The organism is Streptosporangium roseum DSM 43021, from assembly GCF_000024865.1.
GTDB lineage: Bacteria > Actinomycetota > Actinomycetes > Streptosporangiales > Streptosporangiaceae > Streptosporangium > Streptosporangium roseum.
Map to the genome: position 1 here is coordinate 8,090,784 of NC_013595.1, position 18,039 is coordinate 8,108,822.

The 18,039-nt window shown below is 71.4% G+C and carries 19 protein-coding genes; 11 read left to right on the forward strand and 8 right to left on the reverse strand.

The features are described from left to right. Positions 1-20 precede the first annotated feature (20 nt). The 4 genes from SROS_RS35360 (at position 21) to SROS_RS35375 (ending at position 4,330) form a co-directional block, all read left to right on the forward strand. Positions 21-644: a nuclease-related domain-containing protein gene (locus SROS_RS35360; protein WP_245564388.1), complete on the forward strand. Its 624-nt coding sequence runs from the start codon at positions 21-23 to the stop codon at positions 642-644. Between the two features lie 248 nt (positions 645-892). Continuing rightward, positions 893-2,731 carry a dihydroxy-acid dehydratase gene (gene ilvD, locus SROS_RS35365; protein WP_012893749.1) on the forward strand — a complete coding sequence of 613 codons (1,839 nt, stop codon included), beginning with the start codon at positions 893-895 and terminating at the stop codon, positions 2,729-2,731. Between the two features lie 81 nt (positions 2,732-2,812). Next, positions 2,813-3,319: a helix-turn-helix transcriptional regulator gene (locus SROS_RS35370; protein ID WP_012893750.1), complete on the forward strand. Its 507-nt coding sequence runs from the start codon at positions 2,813-2,815 to the stop codon at positions 3,317-3,319. A gap of 57 nt (positions 3,320-3,376) precedes the next feature. Continuing rightward, positions 3,377-4,330 (forward strand): serine hydrolase, encoded by a 954-nt coding sequence (locus SROS_RS35375; protein ID WP_012893751.1) that lies wholly within the window; start codon positions 3,377-3,379, stop codon positions 4,328-4,330. Here SROS_RS35375 and SROS_RS35380 read toward each other — a convergent pair. The 3 genes from SROS_RS35380 to SROS_RS35390 are packed head-to-tail and all read right to left on the reverse strand — an operon-like array spanning position 4,327 to position 5,953. Further along, positions 4,327-4,554: an FmdB family zinc ribbon protein gene (locus tag SROS_RS35380; RefSeq protein WP_043653618.1), complete on the reverse strand. Its 228-nt coding sequence runs from the start codon at positions 4,552-4,554 to the stop codon at positions 4,327-4,329. The genes SROS_RS35375 and SROS_RS35380 overlap by 4 nt on opposite strands. A 14-nt stretch (positions 4,555-4,568) precedes the next feature. Continuing rightward, positions 4,569-5,390: a GNAT family N-acetyltransferase gene (locus SROS_RS35385; protein WP_012893752.1), complete on the reverse strand. Its 822-nt coding sequence runs from the start codon at positions 5,388-5,390 to the stop codon at positions 4,569-4,571. Between the two features lie 53 nt (positions 5,391-5,443). Next, the gene (locus tag SROS_RS35390) at positions 5,444-5,953 is read right to left on the reverse strand and encodes an HNH endonuclease (RefSeq protein WP_012893753.1); all 510 of its coding nucleotides are present in this window, start codon (positions 5,951-5,953) and stop codon (positions 5,444-5,446) included. Between the two features lie 333 nt (positions 5,954-6,286). Between SROS_RS35390 and SROS_RS35395 the strand changes: the two genes are divergently transcribed. The 3 genes from SROS_RS35395 (at position 6,287) to SROS_RS35405 (ending at position 9,909) form a co-directional block, all read left to right on the forward strand. Then, positions 6,287-8,359, forward strand: coding sequence for a prolyl oligopeptidase family serine peptidase (locus SROS_RS35395; RefSeq protein ID WP_012893754.1), 2,073 nt, complete (start codon positions 6,287-6,289; stop codon positions 8,357-8,359). Between the two features lie 259 nt (positions 8,360-8,618). Continuing rightward, positions 8,619-9,455, forward strand: coding sequence for a helix-turn-helix domain-containing protein (locus SROS_RS35400; protein WP_012893755.1), 837 nt, complete (start codon positions 8,619-8,621; stop codon positions 9,453-9,455). Between the two features lie 106 nt (positions 9,456-9,561). After that, complete coding sequence (locus tag SROS_RS35405) at positions 9,562-9,909, forward strand: VOC family protein (RefSeq protein ID WP_012893756.1); 348 nt, start codon at positions 9,562-9,564, stop codon at positions 9,907-9,909. Positions 9,910-9,971: 62 nt separating this feature from the next. On the opposite strand, the gene purU is transcribed toward SROS_RS35405, so the two are convergent. Together purU and SROS_RS51395 are read right to left on the reverse strand one after the other, a co-directional pair. After that, a complete protein-coding gene (gene purU / locus SROS_RS35410; protein ID WP_012893757.1) occupies positions 9,972-10,826 on the reverse strand; it encodes a formyltetrahydrofolate deformylase in 855 nt (284 codons plus the stop codon). A gap of 163 nt (positions 10,827-10,989) precedes the next feature. Beyond that, the gene (locus SROS_RS51395; RefSeq protein ID WP_012893758.1) at positions 10,990-11,127 is read right to left on the reverse strand and encodes a class V aminotransferase; all 138 of its coding nucleotides are present in this window, start codon (positions 11,125-11,127) and stop codon (positions 10,990-10,992) included. Positions 11,128-11,275: 148 nt separating this feature from the next. Here SROS_RS51395 and SROS_RS35415 point away from each other — a divergent pair, with 148 nt between their 5' ends. Together SROS_RS35415 and SROS_RS35420 are read left to right on the forward strand one after the other, a co-directional pair. Further along, positions 11,276-12,214, forward strand: a complete 939-nt coding sequence (locus SROS_RS35415; RefSeq protein ID WP_012893759.1) for an inorganic phosphate transporter — start codon at positions 11,276-11,278, stop codon at positions 12,212-12,214. Beyond that, positions 12,211-12,843, forward strand: a complete 633-nt coding sequence (locus SROS_RS35420; RefSeq protein ID WP_012893760.1) for a DUF47 domain-containing protein — start codon at positions 12,211-12,213, stop codon at positions 12,841-12,843. Before SROS_RS35415 ends, SROS_RS35420 begins: the two co-directional genes overlap by 4 nt. Before the next feature lie 80 nt (positions 12,844-12,923). Here the strand turns inward: SROS_RS35420 and SROS_RS35425 are convergent, their stop codons facing one another. After that, positions 12,924-14,519, reverse strand: coding sequence for an alkaline phosphatase family protein (locus SROS_RS35425; protein ID WP_012893761.1), 1,596 nt, complete (start codon positions 14,517-14,519; stop codon positions 12,924-12,926). Positions 14,520-14,688: 169 nt separating this feature from the next. On the opposite strand from SROS_RS35425, the gene SROS_RS35430 reads away from it, so the two are divergent. Next, positions 14,689-15,210, forward strand: a complete 522-nt coding sequence (locus SROS_RS35430) for an NUDIX hydrolase (RefSeq protein ID WP_012893762.1) — start codon at positions 14,689-14,691, stop codon at positions 15,208-15,210. 249 nt (positions 15,211-15,459) lie between these two features. Here the strand turns inward: SROS_RS35430 and SROS_RS35435 are convergent, their stop codons facing one another. Then, complete coding sequence (locus SROS_RS35435; RefSeq protein WP_012893763.1) at positions 15,460-15,639, reverse strand: hypothetical protein; 180 nt, start codon at positions 15,637-15,639, stop codon at positions 15,460-15,462. 393 nt (positions 15,640-16,032) lie between these two features. Between SROS_RS35435 and SROS_RS35440 the strand changes: the two genes are divergently transcribed. Continuing rightward, positions 16,033-16,908, forward strand: a complete 876-nt coding sequence (locus SROS_RS35440; protein WP_012893764.1) for a helix-turn-helix transcriptional regulator — start codon at positions 16,033-16,035, stop codon at positions 16,906-16,908. Between the two features lie 326 nt (positions 16,909-17,234). On the opposite strand, the gene SROS_RS48155 is transcribed toward SROS_RS35440, so the two are convergent. Then, the gene (locus tag SROS_RS48155; RefSeq protein ID WP_012893765.1) at positions 17,235-18,014 is read right to left on the reverse strand and encodes a DUF2267 domain-containing protein; all 780 of its coding nucleotides are present in this window, start codon (positions 18,012-18,014) and stop codon (positions 17,235-17,237) included. Positions 18,015-18,039 lie beyond the last annotated feature (25 nt).

The following is an 18,039-nucleotide window of genomic DNA, read 5'->3' on the forward strand; positions in this document are numbered from 1 at the left end:
GCCTCCTGATCGCGGTCGGCGTGGGAGTGCTCGCGGGCATCCTGCTCTCGAGCTGGCGGCTGGGGGTCACCGCGGCCGTCGTGGCCGCGATCGTCGACACGGTGCTGCACGCCCGCACGAACTCGACCGTGCCCGCCTGGCGGCGCGCCTCGGTCGCGGAGCGGCGCACGGAGGCCCAGCTCAAGAGGCTGGAGCGAGGTGGTTACCGCACCCTGCACGCCCGTGCGATCCCGGACAGCGAGGCCCAGATCGACCACCTGGTCGTGGGTCCCACCGGGGTCTACGCCGTCGACTCGGAGAAATGGGACAAGCGCCTGCCGGTCCGCGTCCAGTCGCACCGCAAGCTGTTCCACGGGCCGTTCAACCAGAAGCCCCGCCTCGACGAGGCGCGCTGGGAGGCGTCCCGGGCCGCCGAGCTGATCGGCGAGACACTCGGCCACGAGGTCACGATCGTGCCGTCCCTGGCGATCTACGGCCCGGCGATCCCGTGGAAGATCCTCAACGTCCGCGAGGTCGACGTCTTCGACGGCAGTCGTGTCCGTAAATGGATCACCAAACGGGAGCGGTCACTCACCGAGACCGAGATCGACAGGATCTACGAGGCCGCCGGGCAGGTTCTGCCCGCGCGCTACCCCGAATCCTGACCCCGGGCCCTCACGGCCCGTCCCCCTTCCCCTCCGACGGGAGTCTCCGGCGGGGCGCCTCACGCGCCACCCGCACCGGCGGCTCCCGTCTTCCGTTCCTCCGTTCCTCCGTTCTCCGTCCGGCCCGCGCCCCCGATCCGCCATCGGCCGGTCGGGGGCCGTATGTCTCGTGCCGTGGACAGGCGTCTCACGCACCGGGCGGTAGCCGTACCATTTGAGGACACGGTCTCGATGATGGGAGAAGCCTCATGCCCGCCCTCAGGTCTCGTACGGTCACTCACGGCAGGAACATGGCCGGAGCCCGGGCCCTGCTCCGGGCGACGGGCGTAGCCGGCGGTGACTTCGGCAAGCCCATCATCGCGGTGGCCAACAGCTTCACCCAGTTCGTGCCCGGACACGTCCACCTCCGCGAGGTCGGCGACGTGGTCGCCGGGGCGATCCGCGAGGCGGGCGCGATCCCGCGCGAGTTCAACACGATCGCGGTCGACGACGGCATCGCGATGGGACACGGCGGCATGCTCTACTCGCTGCCCAGCCGCGAGCTGATCGCCGACGCGGTCGAGTACATGGTGAACGCGCACTGCGCCGACGCGCTCATCTGCGTCTCCAACTGCGACAAGATCACCCCGGGCATGCTCCTGGCCGCCTTCCGGCTGAACATCCCCACGATCTTCGTCTCCGGTGGCCCGATGGAGGCCGGCAAGACGCCGGGCCGCAAGCTCGACCTGATCGACCCCATGATCGCCGCGGCCGACGACAGCGTCTCCGACGCCGAGCTGCTGGAGATGGAGGAGAACGCCTGCCCGACCTGCGGTTCGTGCAGCGGGATGTTCACCGCCAACTCGATGAACTGCCTCGCCGAGGCCATCGGCCTGGCGCTGCCGGGCAACGGCACGACCCTGGCCACGCACAAGGCGCGCAAGAAGCTGTTCCAGGACGCCGGACGCCAGCTCGTGGAGATCACTCGCCGCTACTACGAGCAGGACGACGAGACGGTCCTGCCGCGCAGCATCGCCACCAAGGACGCGTTCGAGAACGCCATGGCGCTGGACGTGGCGATGGGCGGCTCGACCAACACGATCCTGCACATCCTCGCCGCGGCCCGCGAGGCCGAGGTCGACTTCGGGCTCAAGGAGATCAACGAGATCTCGCTCCGGGTGCCGTGCCTGTGCAAGGTCGCCCCGGCCACCGCGAAGTACCACGTCGAGGACGTCCACCGGGCCGGCGGCATCCCCGCCATCCTCGGCGAGCTCGACCGGGCCGGCCTGCTCCACCGTGACGCGCACACCGTCAACGGCGGCACGATGGGCGACTACCTCGACGCCTGGGACCCGCAGTCGGCCGGCGTGCTGCCCGAGGCGCTGGAGCTGTGGCACGCCGCCCCGGGCAACGTCCGCACCATCAAGCCCTACTCCCAGGAGGCGCGCTGGGACGCGCTGGACCTCGACCGGTCCGAGGGCTGCGTGCGCGACTCCGAGCACGCCTACACCCGTGACGGCGGCCTGGCCGTCCTCTACGGCAACATCGCCACCGAGGGCTGCATCGTCAAGACCGCCGGGGTCGACGAGTCGATCTGGAGGTTCTCCGGGCCCGCCGTGGTCTTCGAGTCCCAGGACGACGCGGTCGAGGGCATCCTGAACAACAGGGTCAAGGCCGGCGACGTCGTGGTGATCCGCTACGAGGGGCCCAAGGGCGGGCCGGGCATGCAGGAGATGCTCTACCCGACCTCGTTCCTGAAGGGCAAGGGCCTGGGCAAGGCCTGCGCGCTGGTCACCGACGGACGCTTCTCCGGCGGCACGAGCGGGCTGTCCATCGGCCACGCCTCGCCCGAGGCCGCCGAGGGCGGCACCATCGCCCTGGTCGAGGACGGCGACCTCATCGAGATCGACATCCCGGGCCGTTCGATCGAGCTGAAGGTCTCCGAGGAGGAGCTGGCCGCCCGCCGCGAGCGGCTCGTGGCCGACCTGGGCGGCTACCGGCCGCGCGACCGTCACCGCCCGGTGAGCGCCGCGCTGCAGGCCTACGCCGCACTGACCACCTCGGCCTCCACCGGCGCCTCACGGGACCTCTCCCAGCTCTCCCGCTGACATCTTCCACGTGTCGGGTACGGCATGCCGTACCCGACAAGACTTTCGAAAAATGTCGGTGCTCGCCCGTATTATTTGGGTATGGCTAACGTCATGAAGCCCTCAGCCAGCCCGCTGACGACCGCCGAGATCGCCGCCCTCGCCCTGTCCCTGGCGCACCTGGGTTCGGGCCCGCAGGCCAACACCGCCCGCAGCGGCCTGCGCCACGCGTTCGAGCACATGCAGCTCGACGACGAGGTCATCGCCACCACGCTTTCGACCCTCACCGATCCGATGCCCGCCCCCGTCGCCGACCGGGCCCGGACCATCGCCAACGCCATCACCTCCCAGCTGGTGGTCCGCCTGCACTACCGGGACGTGTCCGGACGGATCACCGTCCGCGACGTCGACCCGGTGACGTGCATGGTCCACCGCGACTACTGGTACCTCGTGGGAATGTGCCGCCTGCGGCGCGGGATCAGGGCCTTCCGGTTCGACCGGATCGTCGCCACCGAGCCCACCTTCCTGCCCGCCCAGCCGCATACGGCCGACCACTTCCTCCCCTTCCAGGGCAGGCGGCGCGCCATGCGGAACGAGCGCGTCGCATAGCCGGATCTTGACCTGTCACTCGGCTGGATCCGGGAAGCCGGGTGGCAGACTCCCGCCATGAGGGTTCGGGGGGCGTCGCTCGTCGTCGCCATGACGACGGTCGCCTCCGGCTGCGCGCGGCCGCCGGATCCGGCCGCCGGACCGCCGCCCGTCCCGGCCGGGAGGGTGTGGCGGGCGCTGTCGTCCGCCGTCACCACGCCGGACAGGGCTCCGGCGGTCCTCACCGCCGAGGACCGCCGCCGCCTCACCCGAACGCTGGACGACTACCTGGACGACCGTCCCGGCCGGGTGGCGGCGGCGGTGTTCGACCGGGCCACCGGCGCCGGCTACACCTACCGCGACAACCGGCACTTCCTGCTGGCGAGCGTGGCCAAGGTCGGCATCCTGGCCGCGCTGCTGCTCAAGGCGGAGGCGGCCCGGCGGCCGCTGACCCGCCACGAACGCTCCCTGGCCGAGGTGATGATCAGGAAGAGCGACAACCGGGCCGCGCAGGAGCTCTACGCCGCGATCGGCGGCCAGAACGGCCTGGCCCGGGTGATGCACGCGCTCGGGGCCGGGGACACCTGGCCGGGCCCGGGGCCCTACTGGGGCGTGACCAGGAGCCGGGCATCCGAGCAGCTCAAGGTGCTCTGGGCGCTCAGCTCCCCGTCCGGGCCGATCGGCGCGGCGAACCGGCGCCTCGCGGCGGCGCTGATGTCGTCGGTCGTCACGCCCCAGGCCTGGGGCGTGAGCGCCGCCGCGTCCGCCGGGGACCACGTCTCGCTGAAGAACGGCTGGCTCCCGGCCCGGGTGCACGGCGGCCTGTGGACCGTCAACAGCATCGGCAGGCTCCGCTCGGACGATCACGACCTGCTGGTCGCCGTGCTGTCGGAGCGGAGCCCCGGCAAGGACACGGGCATCGCCACGGTCGAGCGCGTCGCCCGTCTCATGGTCGGCGCGCTCAGAAGGGAGCCGCGGCCCAGGAGGGAGCCGCGGCTCGGGCAGGAGCGGAGACCCGCGGAGGGGGCCTAACCGCAGCAGCCGCCACCGCAGCAGCCACCGCCACCGCCACCGCCACCGGCGGCCGGTCGGGGGGCCGCGGCGCCGGACCCGCCGGTCACGGCGACCGTGGACAGCAGCTTGACGGTGTCGTCGTGTCCCTGCGGGCAGGACGCGGGATCGCCGGAACTGGCCATCGGACGGGAGAGCTCGAAGGTGGACCCGCAGGCACGGCAGCGGAAGTCATAGCGCGGCATGACACACAGGTTACTCACGTGAAGCGGATGGAGGCGTAGTCCGCGACCGGACGGTAGCCGATCTCCTGGTAGATCGAGTTGGAGGTCGGGCTGGACAGGTCGGTGAAGAGCAGCACCTCCGTGGCGCCCCCCGCCAGCGCCCTGGCCGTCACGGCATGGGTGACCGCCGCGCCGTATCCCCTCCTGCGGAACCCCGGGGGCGTGTAGACCGGGCCGACCCGGGACATGCCCGCGATGGGTGAGGAGCGCCCGGCGAACGCGACGGGCCGGCCGCCCGCCTCCCACAGCACCAGCTCCTCGCGGCTGATCCTGCTGGCCACCAGCGACGTCAGGTCGACGGGGAGGACCCCGCCGGCCTCGGCCTGGAACTCGTTGGACCACCTGACCAGCTGTTCGAGGTCGTCGGCGACGGCCGTACGGGAGGCCCCCTCGGGGAAGGGGCGCGGCGGGACGAGCGTGCCGAGCCGGTAGAGGCGTTCGGAGCGGCGCCCGGCCTCGGGCCGCCACCAGGCGCCGGCGAACGCCTCGGCCTGCGCGCGGGGCCCGGAGACGCCGGGGAGCGCCCGTTCGGCCTCGATCAGCCGGGTGGCGAGCTCGCGGACGGCGTCGACGGGGACGTCAGGGAGCAGCAGGGGGTGCGGCGGCGTCTGGCTGGCCGCGGCGACGGTCTCACCGTCCCGCTCCAGCCACGCCAGCAGCACGTCGTCGCCCCACAGGCCGGTGCGGATCCCACGCAGGACCGTGAGCGGGACGGTGTTGCGGACCGGGTCCCGTAGCAGCCACGGCTCCGCCGCCCCGGCATACACCTCGACATCGGAGGTGAACATCCATCCCATATGTTGATTGTGCCGAAACGGATGGGCCGGGGCGAACGGGTTGCACGCCGCCCTCAGGCCGCGCTCTCCGCGAGATAAGGCGCCCACAGGGGATCGCCGACACTGTGCGCGCCGATCAACCGCCAGTGGACGCCGCGTGGCACCACCGGGACGACGCTCAGCGTCCATCCCAGCTCCTCCAACATCCGGTCCGCCTTGCGGTGGTTGCACGACGTGCACGAGGCCACGCAGTTCTCCCACGTGTGGGGGCCGCCCCGCGAGCGCGGGATCACGTGGTCGATGGTCTCGGCCCGCTGGCCGCAGTAGGCGCACCGGTAGTCGTCCCGGCGCATCAACGCGGTCCGGGTCAGCGGGATCCGCGACCTGTAGGGGATACGGACATATCGGCGAAGCCTGATCACCGACGGCACGTCGAGCGTGCGGCTCGCCGAGCGGAACACGGCGCCCCGCCCGTCGCGGTGCACGACGTCCGCCTTCTCCCTGAGCACGAGCACGACCGCGCGGTGCAGGGAGAGGGTGGTCAGGGGTTCGTAGGTGGCGTTCAACAGCAGGACTTGGCGCATCAGCGGGCCTTTCCCGCTACGCGACGCGTCAGTTGAGGGGGCACGCTGTCGCGTGCCCCGGTTGGCGGCCCCTCCTGGGGCCCGGGTGCTTCCGTCACGAGGACCTCCGCCGGACGGCCCAGCGGATGGTCACCACGGCACCGTCCTCAACCAAGTTTGGCTTCTGCATCGTCGTTCCCGCCACTCATAAATGAGCCACCCATAAATGACTGAAGGGACGCCTGGTACGTTTTATGCCCGCATTACTAGTTTTTAACTCCTCCCGTGACGGATCGGATACGCCCCTCGCGCAATGGGCCCGTGTTGTCGGCGGAACGTCGTAGGGTTCCTGCCATGACGCGACAGCCATACCCTCCAGCCAGCCGTGATGAACTCGTCGAGGACCTGCACGGCACCCCCGTCCCCGACCCCTACCGATGGCTGGAGGACCCCGACGATCCGGCGGCCAAGACGTGGCTGGCGGAGGAGGAGGCGCTTTTCGCGGCCGAGATGGGCGGGCTTCCGGGCCGGGAGGCGTTCAAGGCGCGGATCGCCGAGCTGCTCAGGTCCGGCTCGATCGGCGCGCCGGTCTGGCGCGGGGAGCGCGGGTTCTTCATGCGGCGCACCCCGGAGCAGGAGCACGCGGTCCTCTACACCGTCGCCCCCGACGGCACCGAGCGGGCGCTGCTGGACCCGATGGCGCTCGACCCGACCGGCCTCACCACGCTCGACTCCTGGCAGCCCGACAAGGAGGGCCGCCTGCTCGCCTACCAGATCTCGGTGGGCGGCGACGAGGAGTCGAGCCTCTACCTGATCGACGTCGTGCTGGGCGAGCGGATCGAGGGGCCGATCGACCGCTGCCGCTACTCCCCCGTGGCCTGGCTCCCCGGCGGGGAGGCGTTCTACTACGTGCGCAGGCTGCCCGCCACCGAGGTGCCCGACGGGGAGGAGCAGTTCCACCGCCGGGTCTACCTGCACCGGATCGGCACCTCCACCGAGGAGGACGTCCTGATCTTCGGTGACGGCATGGAGAAGACCAACTACTACGGCGTCGCGGTCTCCCGCGACGGCCGCTGGCTGCAGATCTCCGCCTCCCGCGGCACGGCGCCCCGCAACGACCTGTGGGTGGCCGACCTCGTGGCCTCCTCTCCCGAGTCGCCGGAGCTCGTCGTCGTCCAGGAGGACGTCGACGCCCAGAGCGCCGTGCACTTCGGCCGCGACGGCAGGCTCTACGTGTTCACCGACCGCGACGCCCCGCGCGGGCGGATCTGCGTGACCGATCCCTCCACCCCCCAGTTCGAGCACTGGCGCGACCTGATCCCGCAGGACCCGGAGGCCGTGCTGTCGGACTTCGCGATCCTCGACGACCTGGACCGGCCGGTCATGCTGGTCGGCTGGACCCGCCACGCGATCAGCGAGATCTCCGTCCACGACCTGGTCACCGGCGAGCGCGTCGGGGAGGTGCCGACGCCCGGCCTGGGCACGATCGGCGGCATCAGCGAGCGCCCCGAGGGCGGCCACGAGGCCTGGTTCGGCTACACCGACAACACCACCCCGCCGACCATCCAGCGCTACGACGCCCGCACCGGTGAGACCACCCTCTGGGCCTCCTCCCCCGGCGCCGTCGAGGTGCCCGCCGTCGAGACCGAGCAGGTGACCTACCGCTCGGCCGACGGCAGCGAGGTGCACATGCTGGTGATCTCCAAGCCCGGCGCCGAGGGCCCGCGCCCGACCATCCTGTACGGCTACGGCGGCTTCGGCATCTCGATGACCCCCGGCTACTCGGCGTCGATCCTGAGCTGGGTCGAGGCGGGCGGCGCCTACGCCATCGCCCAGCTGCGCGGCGGTGGCGAGCAGGGCGAGGAGTGGCACCGGGCGGGAATGCTCGCCAACAAGCAGAACGTCTACGACGACCTGCACGCGGCGGCCGAGCACCTGATCGCCACCGGCGTCACCACCACCTCCCGGCTGGCCATCTCCGGCGGCTCCAACGGCGGCCTCCTGGTCGGCGCGGCCCTGACGCAGCGCCCCGACCTGTACGCCGCGGTCGTCTGCTCGGCCCCGCTGCTCGACATGGTCCGCTACGAGCTGTTCGGCCTCGGCGCGACCTGGAACGTCGAGTACGGCTCCGCCGAGAAGCCCGACGAGTTCGCCTGGCTGTACGCCTACTCGCCCTATCACCGGGTCCGCGAGGGCGTGTCGTACCCGGCGACGCTGTTCACCGTCTTCCAGTCCGACACCCGGGTCCACCCGCTGCATGCCTGGAAGATGTGCGCCGCCCTCCAGCACGCCCAGTCCTCCGACCGGCCGATCCTGCTCCGCAACGAGACCGAGGTCGGCCACGGCGCCCGCGCGGTGAGCAAGACCGTCGAGCTCGCCGCCGACCAGCTCACCTTCCTCGCCCATCACACGGGGCTGACGTCGTAGGCACGGCACGCGCGTCCCGGGACCGCCGCCGGCGGTCCCGGGGAGGCTCCCCCTCCGGCTCCGTGGCAGGCTCCACGGCGTCCCGCGGCGCCGGGGTGAACGCCGGACGGCAGGGATCGTGGGTGCCGGACGGTCACCGTCTCCGGGATCGCCGGCGCCGGACGGTCGTCATCGGCGCCGGACGGCCGGGACTGCCGGCGCCGGTCGTCATCGGCGCCGGACGGCCGGGACTGTCGGTGCCGGTCGTTATCGTCAGGGCGTGAAAGACGCCGCGGTGAGCGAGGGCAGCGAGGGCCTCGTCTTCCTCGAAGGCAGGCCGGGCCGTCACCTGCGACCGCACGTCACCCATCTGTCGGCCTACACCGAGCGCTACACCCGGCCCCTGCCGCGCAGGCAGCCCCCCTTCGCCGGGGCAGTGATGATCTTCGGGTTCGCGGAGCCGCTCGCGCTGGACGGTCCGGGAGCCGAGGCGCCGCAACGGCTGGCCTCCTTCGCCGGCGGGCTCCACGACACCTACGTCGACACCACCATGACCGGTCTCGCCGAGGGGGTGCAGGTCGACCTCACGCCGCTCGGGGCCCGGCGGCTGCTCGGGATGCCGATGAGCGAGCTGGCCAACCGGGTGGTCTCCCTGGAGGAGGCGCTGGGGCCGTGGGCGGAGACCGCGGTCGAGCGGCTGGCCGGGGCGCCGGACCGGCAGGCCCGGCTCGCCCTCCTCGACGAGCTGCTCACCCGGCGGATCCACGCCGCGCCCGAGCCCGACCGGCGGATCGGATGGGCCTGGGGCCGGCTCGTCGCCACCAGAGGCACGATCGCCGTGGCCTCGCTCGCCGAGGAGCTCGGCTGGAGCCATCGGCACCTGGTCTCCCGCTTCCACGACCAGATCGGCCTGGCCCCGAAGGCGGTGGCCAAGGTCCTGCGGTTCGAGCACGCCGCCGCCCGCCTGCGTGCCGGGCTACCCCTGGCCGACACGGCGGTCAGGTGCGGTTACTACGACCAGGCCCACATGAACCGCGATTTCAAGGCCATGACGGGAGCCACCCCGCGCGAGGTGGCGGCGCCCCGGTCCGGGAGCCCGGCCACCACCCCGGGCTGAGGCGAGGTCAGATTCCTCCAAGCCGGTACGGCCCGCCTCCGAGCACCCTGGCGGTAGCCGTACAGGCCGTACAGGCCGTACAGGCCGTACAGGAGGGAAGGAAACCATGCGAACGGTATATCCGCTGGTCCGCTACCGGGAGCCGGCCAAGGCCGTCGACTGGCTGGTCCGGGCGTTCGGGTTCGAGGTCCACGAGCTCGTCAGGTCGGGCGACGGGGGCGTCGACCATGCCGAGCTGACCGTCGGCACCGGGATGGTCATGACCGGGACCGGCGAACCGGGCGGTCCCGGGATCTACGTCGCGGTGGACGATCCGGACGCCCATCACGCCGGGGCCGTCGGCGCCGGGGCGGAGATCACCATGGAGCTGACCGACCAGCCTTACGGGTCGCGCGACTACGCGTGCAAGGACCCGGAGGGCAACGAGTGGTTCTTCGGGACGTACCGCCCGTGACCCGTCCAGGTCCTCGTCCGCGTGCCGGTGCCGCCTGACGCGGGAAGGCGGCCGGTGCCCGCCTAACGGGGGAAGACGATGGTCTTGTGGCCGTCGAGAAGGACCCGCTGCTCGGTGTGCCACCGTACGGCGCGAGCGAGGGCCTGGCACTCGACGTCGCGGCCGATGGCGGCCAGGTCCTCCGCCGAGTGGGTGTGGTTGACCCGGGCGACCTCCTGCTCGATGATCGGCCCCTCGTCGAGGTCGGCGGTCACGTAGTGGGCGGTCGCGCCGATCAGCTTCACCCCGCGGGAGTGGGCCTGGTGGTACGGCTTGGCCCCCTTGAACGACGGCAGGAACGAGTGATGGATGTTGATCACGTTTCCGGCGAGCTTGACGCAGAGGTCCTCCGACAGCACCTGCATGTAGCGCGCGAGCACCACCAGGTCGGCCTCGTAGTGGTCGACCAGGCTCAGGATCTCCGCCTCCTGCCGGGACTTGGTCGCGGAGGTGACCGGCAGGTGGTGGTAGTCGATGCCGTAGGACTGGGTCAGCGGGCGCATGTCGGGGTGGTTGGAGGCCACCGCGACGATCTCGATGTCGAGCAGGCCGGAGCGTGTGCGGTAGAGCAGGTCGTTGAGGCAGTGGCCGAACTTGCTGACCATCACCAGCACGCGCGGCTTGACGGCCAGGTCCCGCAGCCTGACGTCCATCCCGAAGTCGGGGGCGAGCGCGGCGATGGCCGTGCGGAGCTCGGCGTCGGAGAGCGGGCAGGAGAACTGCACGCGCATGAAGAACCGCTCGGCGACGGGGTCCCCGAACTGCTGGCTCTCGATGATGTTGCAGCCCTGCTCGGCCAGCAGGCCGGAGACCGCGGCCACCACACCGGGCCGGTCCGGGCAGGACAACGTCAGCACGTACTGGGCGGCGGAGCTCATACGACCTCCTCGCCCAGCGGCTCGGAGCCCGCGACGGGCCTTCTGACTCGCTCGTTCATAAACTTTCACCCTCGACGAGGTCGGATCGTACGGCGCCCTCACGCCGACCTGGGCAGAGTACAGCGCCCCGCCCGACTCCACCCGCACCATGTCCGAGGCGTGGTCACCGGCGGATCCGGGACAGCGGCCCGGTGAACTCCGGCTCGCGGTGGCACAGGTCCCCGCGGAGCAGGGCGTTCTTGACGCGCTGCGAGGTACGGGCCGGCCCGGGGCTCAACAGGATGAGCTCTTCGTCCATCATCCACTCAACCTCTGGGTAGGTATGTCCTTATCGGTGCACTGGGGGCACCACCCATGGACCACGAGCGAGGGCAGCCGTCATTCGCCTATGGACCCCATGACCGAACCGGCCTTGTCCTTCACCTGCCGTTCAGTTGGGATGTGGAAGCGTGAGCCTGGTCGCCCTGACGTCGCTCGCCGGACTCTTCGCGGTCGTCACCGGGGTCAACGACGGCGGCGCGCTCCTGGCGACCGGGCTGAAGATCCCCAGCATCCCGCCCCTGGCCGGTGTGATCATGATGATGGTCACGGTCGCGCTGGTCCCCCTGGCGACCTCCCAGGTCGCGATGACCTTCACCACCCGGCTGGCGAGCATGGACGGCCCCTACGGCCGGATCGCGCTGGCCGTCGCCGTGCTCGCCGCGCTGGCCGTCGTCGCGGTCCTCAACAACCGGGCGCTGCCCACCAGCCTGACCCTCGCCATCGTGGGCGCCCTCACCGGCGCGGGCCTGGGCTGGGACCTGCCCGTCTCAGCCGGCGCCGTGCTGTTCGTGCTCGCGGTCGCGCTGGCCGCGCCGTTCGCGGGAGGGCTGCTGGCGATCCTGACGATCCGGCTGCTCGTGCGGCTGGCGCACGGCCGCACGCTGCGGCAGTGGCACCGGGCCGGGTTCACCCTGCAGTGCCTGGCCTACGCCGCCAACGACGGCCAGAAGATGCTGGCCGTCTTCATGCTCGCCCTCGGTCTCTCCAGCCCTCCCCTCCTTGTCTGCGTGGCCGTGGCGGTGCTGTTCGGGATCGGCGCCCTGTACGGCCTGCCGCGTGCCGGCCGTACCCTCAGCCGGGGGATCATCGCCTCGCGCCCGCTGCACGGCGTGACCGCCGAGCTGGCCAGCGGCGCCGCCGTGATCGGCTGCGCGGCGGTCGGCGCGCCGGTGAGCATGACCCAGACGATCGCCGGCGCCCTCATCGGGGCCGGGGTGGCCGAGAGCTCCGGCCGGGTGCGCTGGCACGCCGCCACGAAGATCGTCCTAGCCTGGACGCTGACGCTGCCGGTGAGCGGGCTGCTCGCCGCGGCGGCGGCGCTCATCGTCCGAGGGGTGATCGCGTGAAGCGGTTGCGGCGGGTGCGGGATCTGATGGCGGGCCGCATGGACAGCGCGCTCGCCGAAGCGCTGATCGGGCAGCTGGAGGCCACGAAGCAGGGCGCCTGGCTGGCCATAGCCATGATCGGCGGCGACACCGGCCGTACCGACGCCCACGAGCGGATGCGGGCCATCGAGCATCGCGGCGACACCGAACGCGCCCGTCTGGTGGAGGAGCTGTCCGGCTCCCTGGTGACGCCGATCGACCGCGAGGACCTGTTCCGGCTGTCGCGCTCGATCGACGACGTGCTGGACTCCCTGCGCGACTTCGTCCGCGAGTCGCATCTCTACCGCGTCCACGACCAGCAGCGCTTCGCCCCCATGCTCGACCAGGTGATCGTCGGCATCGAGGCCCTGGAGGCCGCGGTCCACGACCTGGCGTCCCGCCCTTCGGCGATCGCCCACGACGCGCTGGAGGCGAAGAAGATCGGCGGCACCATCCGGCGCATGTACCAGTACGAGATCGCCCGCATCTTCTCCGGACCGATCAGCGCCGAGACCATGAAGGAGCGCGAGCTGGTCCGGCGCCTGGAGATCGTCGGCATGGCGATCAGCGAGGCCGCCGATGCGATCGCCGACGGCGCGATGAAGCGCTGACCTCGCGGCACGCCTCATCCGGCCTCCGGGAACGGGTGCGGGCCGTACGGGATCCCTCCGTACGGCCCGTGCGCGGCGGTTCAGGAGACGCGCAGGTCGTCGACGGCCCAGTACCAGTTGTTGTCGGCGTCGTAGTAGCGGAAGCGGACGGTCATCCTGGTGGCGCCCGCCGGGACGGTGACGGGTACCGACTCGACCTTGGCGACGGCGTCGGCGGAGTAGACCTTCACGATCTTGGAACGGCCGCGGTCGAAGGAGACCAGGACCCGGCCCTTCTGGTCGCCCTCCTGCCGGTAGTGGGTGACGTAGCCGAGCCGCACCGACGAGCGGCCCGCGACCGGGTACGGCGCGCTGACCAGGGTGGAGTTGAAGGTGCCGGCACCGTGGGAGCGGTCGTCCCACTCGTCGGAGTCGGCCACGGCGAACACGCCGCGGCCGCGGACGAACAGCTCCCGCCACTGGTCGCGCTGGGCGCGGGACCAGAACTCGTCCGTGGTGAACGTCCAGCCGCGCCACTCCTCGACACCGCCGGAGGGCAGCCCCCTGTTCTCCACCGACCAGCCGGCGGGCGCGGTGTGGGTGAACCCCCTGACGCCGGCCGGGATGCCGCCCTCGTCTGCCCGCTCCTTGAGGGGGAGGCGGTCGAAGGGGTCGGTGGCGCGCAGCGCGACGGACCTGCCGTCCAGGCCCGCCGGGCGCTGGAGGCCCAGCTGGCCGAAGACGGTGGCGGCCACGTCGACCAGCCGGGTGTCGGACGGGGTGGCTCCCGGAGCGATGCCGGGACCGGCGGCGAGGACGAAGGTGCGGCGCTCCTCGACGCTGGAGCCTCCGTGGCCGCCGGCGTCGGTGTGGCCGTGGTCGGTGGTGACGATCACGGTCCATCGCTCGTTGTGGAAGGTGAAGCGGGTCCGGACCGCGTTCAGCAGGCGGCCGATGGAGGTGTCGGCGGTGGCGATCGCGTCCAGGTAGGCCTGGCCGGCGGCGCCGCTGTCGTGCCCGACGATGTCGACGTTGCCCAGGTAGACGAAGGCGACATCCGGGTTGCGGTCGCGTAGCACCTTCTCGGAGACCTGGATGACCCGCTCGTCCTCCGCCGGGTATCCGGCGGAGTCACCGTCGAGGACGATCCGCGCGTCGATGCCGGTACCGAAGGTGCCCTGGTCGCCGAGGGACTTCCAGTCCATGGCGGCGTAGGTGGAGTAGGCCGGGTCGATCTTCTCCAGCCGGGTGAGGAAGTCGGGGTGGAGGTCGTAGCGCTTGCCCGCGAAGACGTTGCTCCTGACCTTGTGCTTGTCCGGCCACGTGCCGGTGGCGACGGTGGACCAGCCCGGCCCGCTGGAGGTAGCGGCCATCGGGCCGGTGTAGAGCAGACTCGTGCCGAAGGTGCCGTTCGCGATCAGCGAGTCGAGGTTCGGCGCGTCGGCGGCGGCGATGCGGTCGTGCCGCAGGCCGTCCAGCCCGATCACCAGGACCTTGCTGGTGCTGATGCCGTCCGGGACGTCAGGCACCGGGACGGGGGCGGTCCGGGCTGCCGTGGTGTTCGGGACCTCCTCGGGGGTGGAGCTCGGGACGGGGGTCACAGGCGTGGAAGTGCCGGGTCCGGCCAGGGCCGCCGTCGCCGGGATCAGGATCGTGACCGCGACCGCTGTCGCCACCACCGCGTTGCGTGAACGCATGAACGTCCTTCCTCACTGGGCCGGAGCACTCCGGCTCTGCGTGAGGACCTCCGGCACGGTTGACCGCGCAAAGGTTGCCAGGTTGGGGACGTCTCCGCAGGTCATCATCGCTTTTCGGCAGTCGCTTCGGGCCTCTTGAGGCGATAGGTGGTGGTAGCGTCCCGGGTCTATGAGCGACTCTCAGACGGACGCGGGCGCCTCCCCGGGTGGCGCGGACGCCTCCCCGGGTGGCGCGGACGCCTCCCCGGCGAGCGATCGGGCCGCGGCACGGGTGGTCTGCGTGGCCGGCGACGGCCGGGTGCTGCTGATGCACTGGCGCGACACGGTCAGCGGCGTGTCCCTGTGGGAACCGCCGGGCGGCGGGATCGACCCGGGCGAGACGCCCTTCGAGGCCGCGCGGCGGGAGCTGACCGAGGAGACCGGGCTGCCGGGTGAGGCGGTGCTGGACCGGTGGGTGCCGGTGCGCCGGGAGTTCGACTGGCTGGGCACCCACTACGTCAAGACCGAACGGTTCTATCTGGCCAGGTTCGAGGGCACCCCGGCGGTGGGCCCCGGAGCTCTCACGGCCGAGGAGAACGACACCTACCTGGGCTCCGGCTGGTTCTCCCCGGCCGAGATGGCCGAGCTCCCCGACGCGCTGGAGCCGCCCGACCTGGTGGAGGTGGTCTCCCGGATCACCCGGCTGGGCTGATCCGGGACGCCGGCCACCCGCCCCGGGATGACCGTCGCCCTCCGGCGGGGCGGCCGTCATCGGCTGAACGCCATGTTCCGCACTTCGAACATGGCGTTCAGCACGCGTCAATCGGGAAGCGGGACGGGCCCGGCCCCGGGGCGGAGGCCGTACCCGCCGGAGGCCGGGAGGGTCGTCAGCCCTTCCGGCCTCCGGCAAGGGTGGACGGCTCCCCGGGCCGGGCCCGTCCTCATCGGAGCGCGCCCCCTCTCAGCGGCCGTTGGCGCCGCTGCTGCCGTTGGCGGCGCCGTTGGCGCTGCCGCCGTCGCCCTGGACGGTGAGAACGACCTCGGTGTCGGCGCCGGCGGGCTGGGCCGGCATCGTCGCGGGCGCGATGAGGGCGAAAGCCATCATCGCTTCAGCCGCGAGAGCGCTTCTGAGCTTGGTCATGACGGATCACTCCATGTCGAATCGGTCGCGCCCCGGGTGATGCCCGGGCTGATGGAACTCCGAATCGGTGGTGTGCAGGACACCGACACGGCGCCTGCTACAAACGCTAGGCAGGGTGCCTCCAGGGAAGGTAGGAGTGTTACTCCCAGGAGCGCCCCACCTCCGGTGGACCTCCCGGAGTCGCCGGCGGCCGGGGAGACGCGCGACGCGCGGAGGCCGGCACTTTCCGGCCCCGCTCTCCGGCCACGATCACCACGGCACACCGAGGGCGTGGCCGCCTCCACGGAAGGGACCGATCCGGCTCCCGGGAAGTCGATCCTGGAACCGAGGAATACGGCATCCGGTTCCCCGGTTTTCGGCATCAAGGGATGAACCCAACCACACGGTGACAAAATGGACAGCAACAACGTTCTGGGGGAGTTCCTTCGCGCTCGGCGCGAAGCCACTTCCCCCGCACAGATGGGGCTGCTGCACTCCGGTCCCCGCCGTACCCCGGGACTGCGCCGGGAAGAGGTGGCGATGTTCGCCGGGGTCAGCACCGACTACTACATCCGTCTGGAACAGGGACGCGAACGCCATCCGTCCGAGCAGGTGCTCGGCGCCTTGACGCGGGCACTGAACCTCGACCCCGACGCCGCGGCGTACCTGCACGAACTCGCCCATCCGGGGCCACGGCGCAGGGCGACCGGCGAAACGGAGCATGTCAGTCCGGACCTGCTGCAGCTGATACGGAGCTGGCCGTACACTCCGGCGCTGGTGATCAACCGCTGGATGGACGTGCTGGCCGCGAACCCGCTGGCCACCGCCCTCTACGAGGGGCGGGAATACGCGGACAACCTGCTCCGGATGGCCTTCCTGGACCCCTCGGCGCGCGAGTTCTACCGCGAGTTCGACCTGGACTGGGAGCAGGTCGCCCGTTCCAAGGTGGCCCGCCTGCGCGCCGCCGCGGGGGTGGACCTCGACGACCCTCGCCTGACCGAACTGGTCGACGAGCTCTCCTTCAAAAGCGCGGATTTCCGCCGGCTGTGGGCGCGGCACGACGTGGCTCCCATACCGCGCGCGGTCACGCCACTCCGCCACCACGAGGTCGGCGACCTGATCCTCACCTGCGAGGTGTTCGACATCAACAGTGCTCCCGGCCAGCAACTGATCACCATTCACGCCGAACCCGCCAGCCCCTCCGAGCAGGCCCTGATCATGCTCGGCAGCGGCATGACGCCATCCGGCCATGAAGACGCCGGCTACGTGCTGTCGGTGGCTCATCACTGAGTCCGGGGCCGTCGGCCCGATCGTCGAACGCGCCCCACCGGCCTGACCCGCGGCCCGAGCACGCCGGTGAGCCCGTGACAGGAGGCCCCCTCCCCTCCCGGGCGGGCGCCGGAGGCCCCTCCTCAGTGCAAGACATCCCCACCCGGAGCGGAAACACCGCCCCCTTCGGGGGAAAGTCATCCACCTCGGACGCCGACGGTATGGATAAATCCACCTATGGGGGAAAAATCAACACCCGCGGGATAGTCGGAGGAAAAACAATCACCGCGGAGGGGATGAATTCTCCCCAGGTGGGGCTTCTCTCCACCGCGCCCGGATCCACCACCTCACGCGGGCACCAGCTCCTCGATGTAGGAGCGCGCGAGCTGCGAGGTGAGGTCGTGGAACTCCTTCTTGGTCACCGCGTCCCGCACCGTGGCGAGGACGGCGCGGGCGTGCCTGAGCGCCTCGTCCACGGAGACCCCCTCCTCCAGGGCGACGAGGGCGAGGAAGTCCTCCAGCGGCGTCGTCCCGGGAGCGTTGTCGCTCCCCTCGTTGCCGCGCACCAGCGCGGAGGACAGCTCGGTGGGCAGCGCCTCCATCAGGTCGCGTATCTCGCCCACGCTGATCTGCTCCCCCAGCGTCTCCAGCACCGCCTCGCTGGCCCGCCAGGCTCCCTGCTTGTCGGCGAGTCCCGCCCGGCCGGCGACCCGGTTCAGGAACTCCTCCAGCGTGAGGGTCGGACCGGCCTCGGCGACGGTCCTCTCGACGAGCAGCCGGAAGTCCTCCGGAAGCTCCGAGACCACCCGGGTGAACACGGCCGTCGGCACCGCCCGGCTCAGTGCCAGGAAGACGGCGCCCGCGCGCCGTTCGGCGGCCGGGAGGTCGGCCCGCTCACGCTCGGCGATCCGGCGCAGGAACTCGTCGGCGTAGACGTTCTCCTGGACATGATCCTGCGGCAGCAGCCCCGCCGGCTCCCGCGGCAGGTGCTCGGCGAGGTCCCGGGCCTGATCCGGTGTCAGCCGCTTGACGAGTGTTTCGAGCGCCACACGGACCGTGGTCTCGGCGGTCTGCCGGTCGACACCGGCCGCGTGCTGGACGATCGAGAGAAACCGGTCGTAGTCCATAACTGCCCACTTTGGTCTGTTTTTT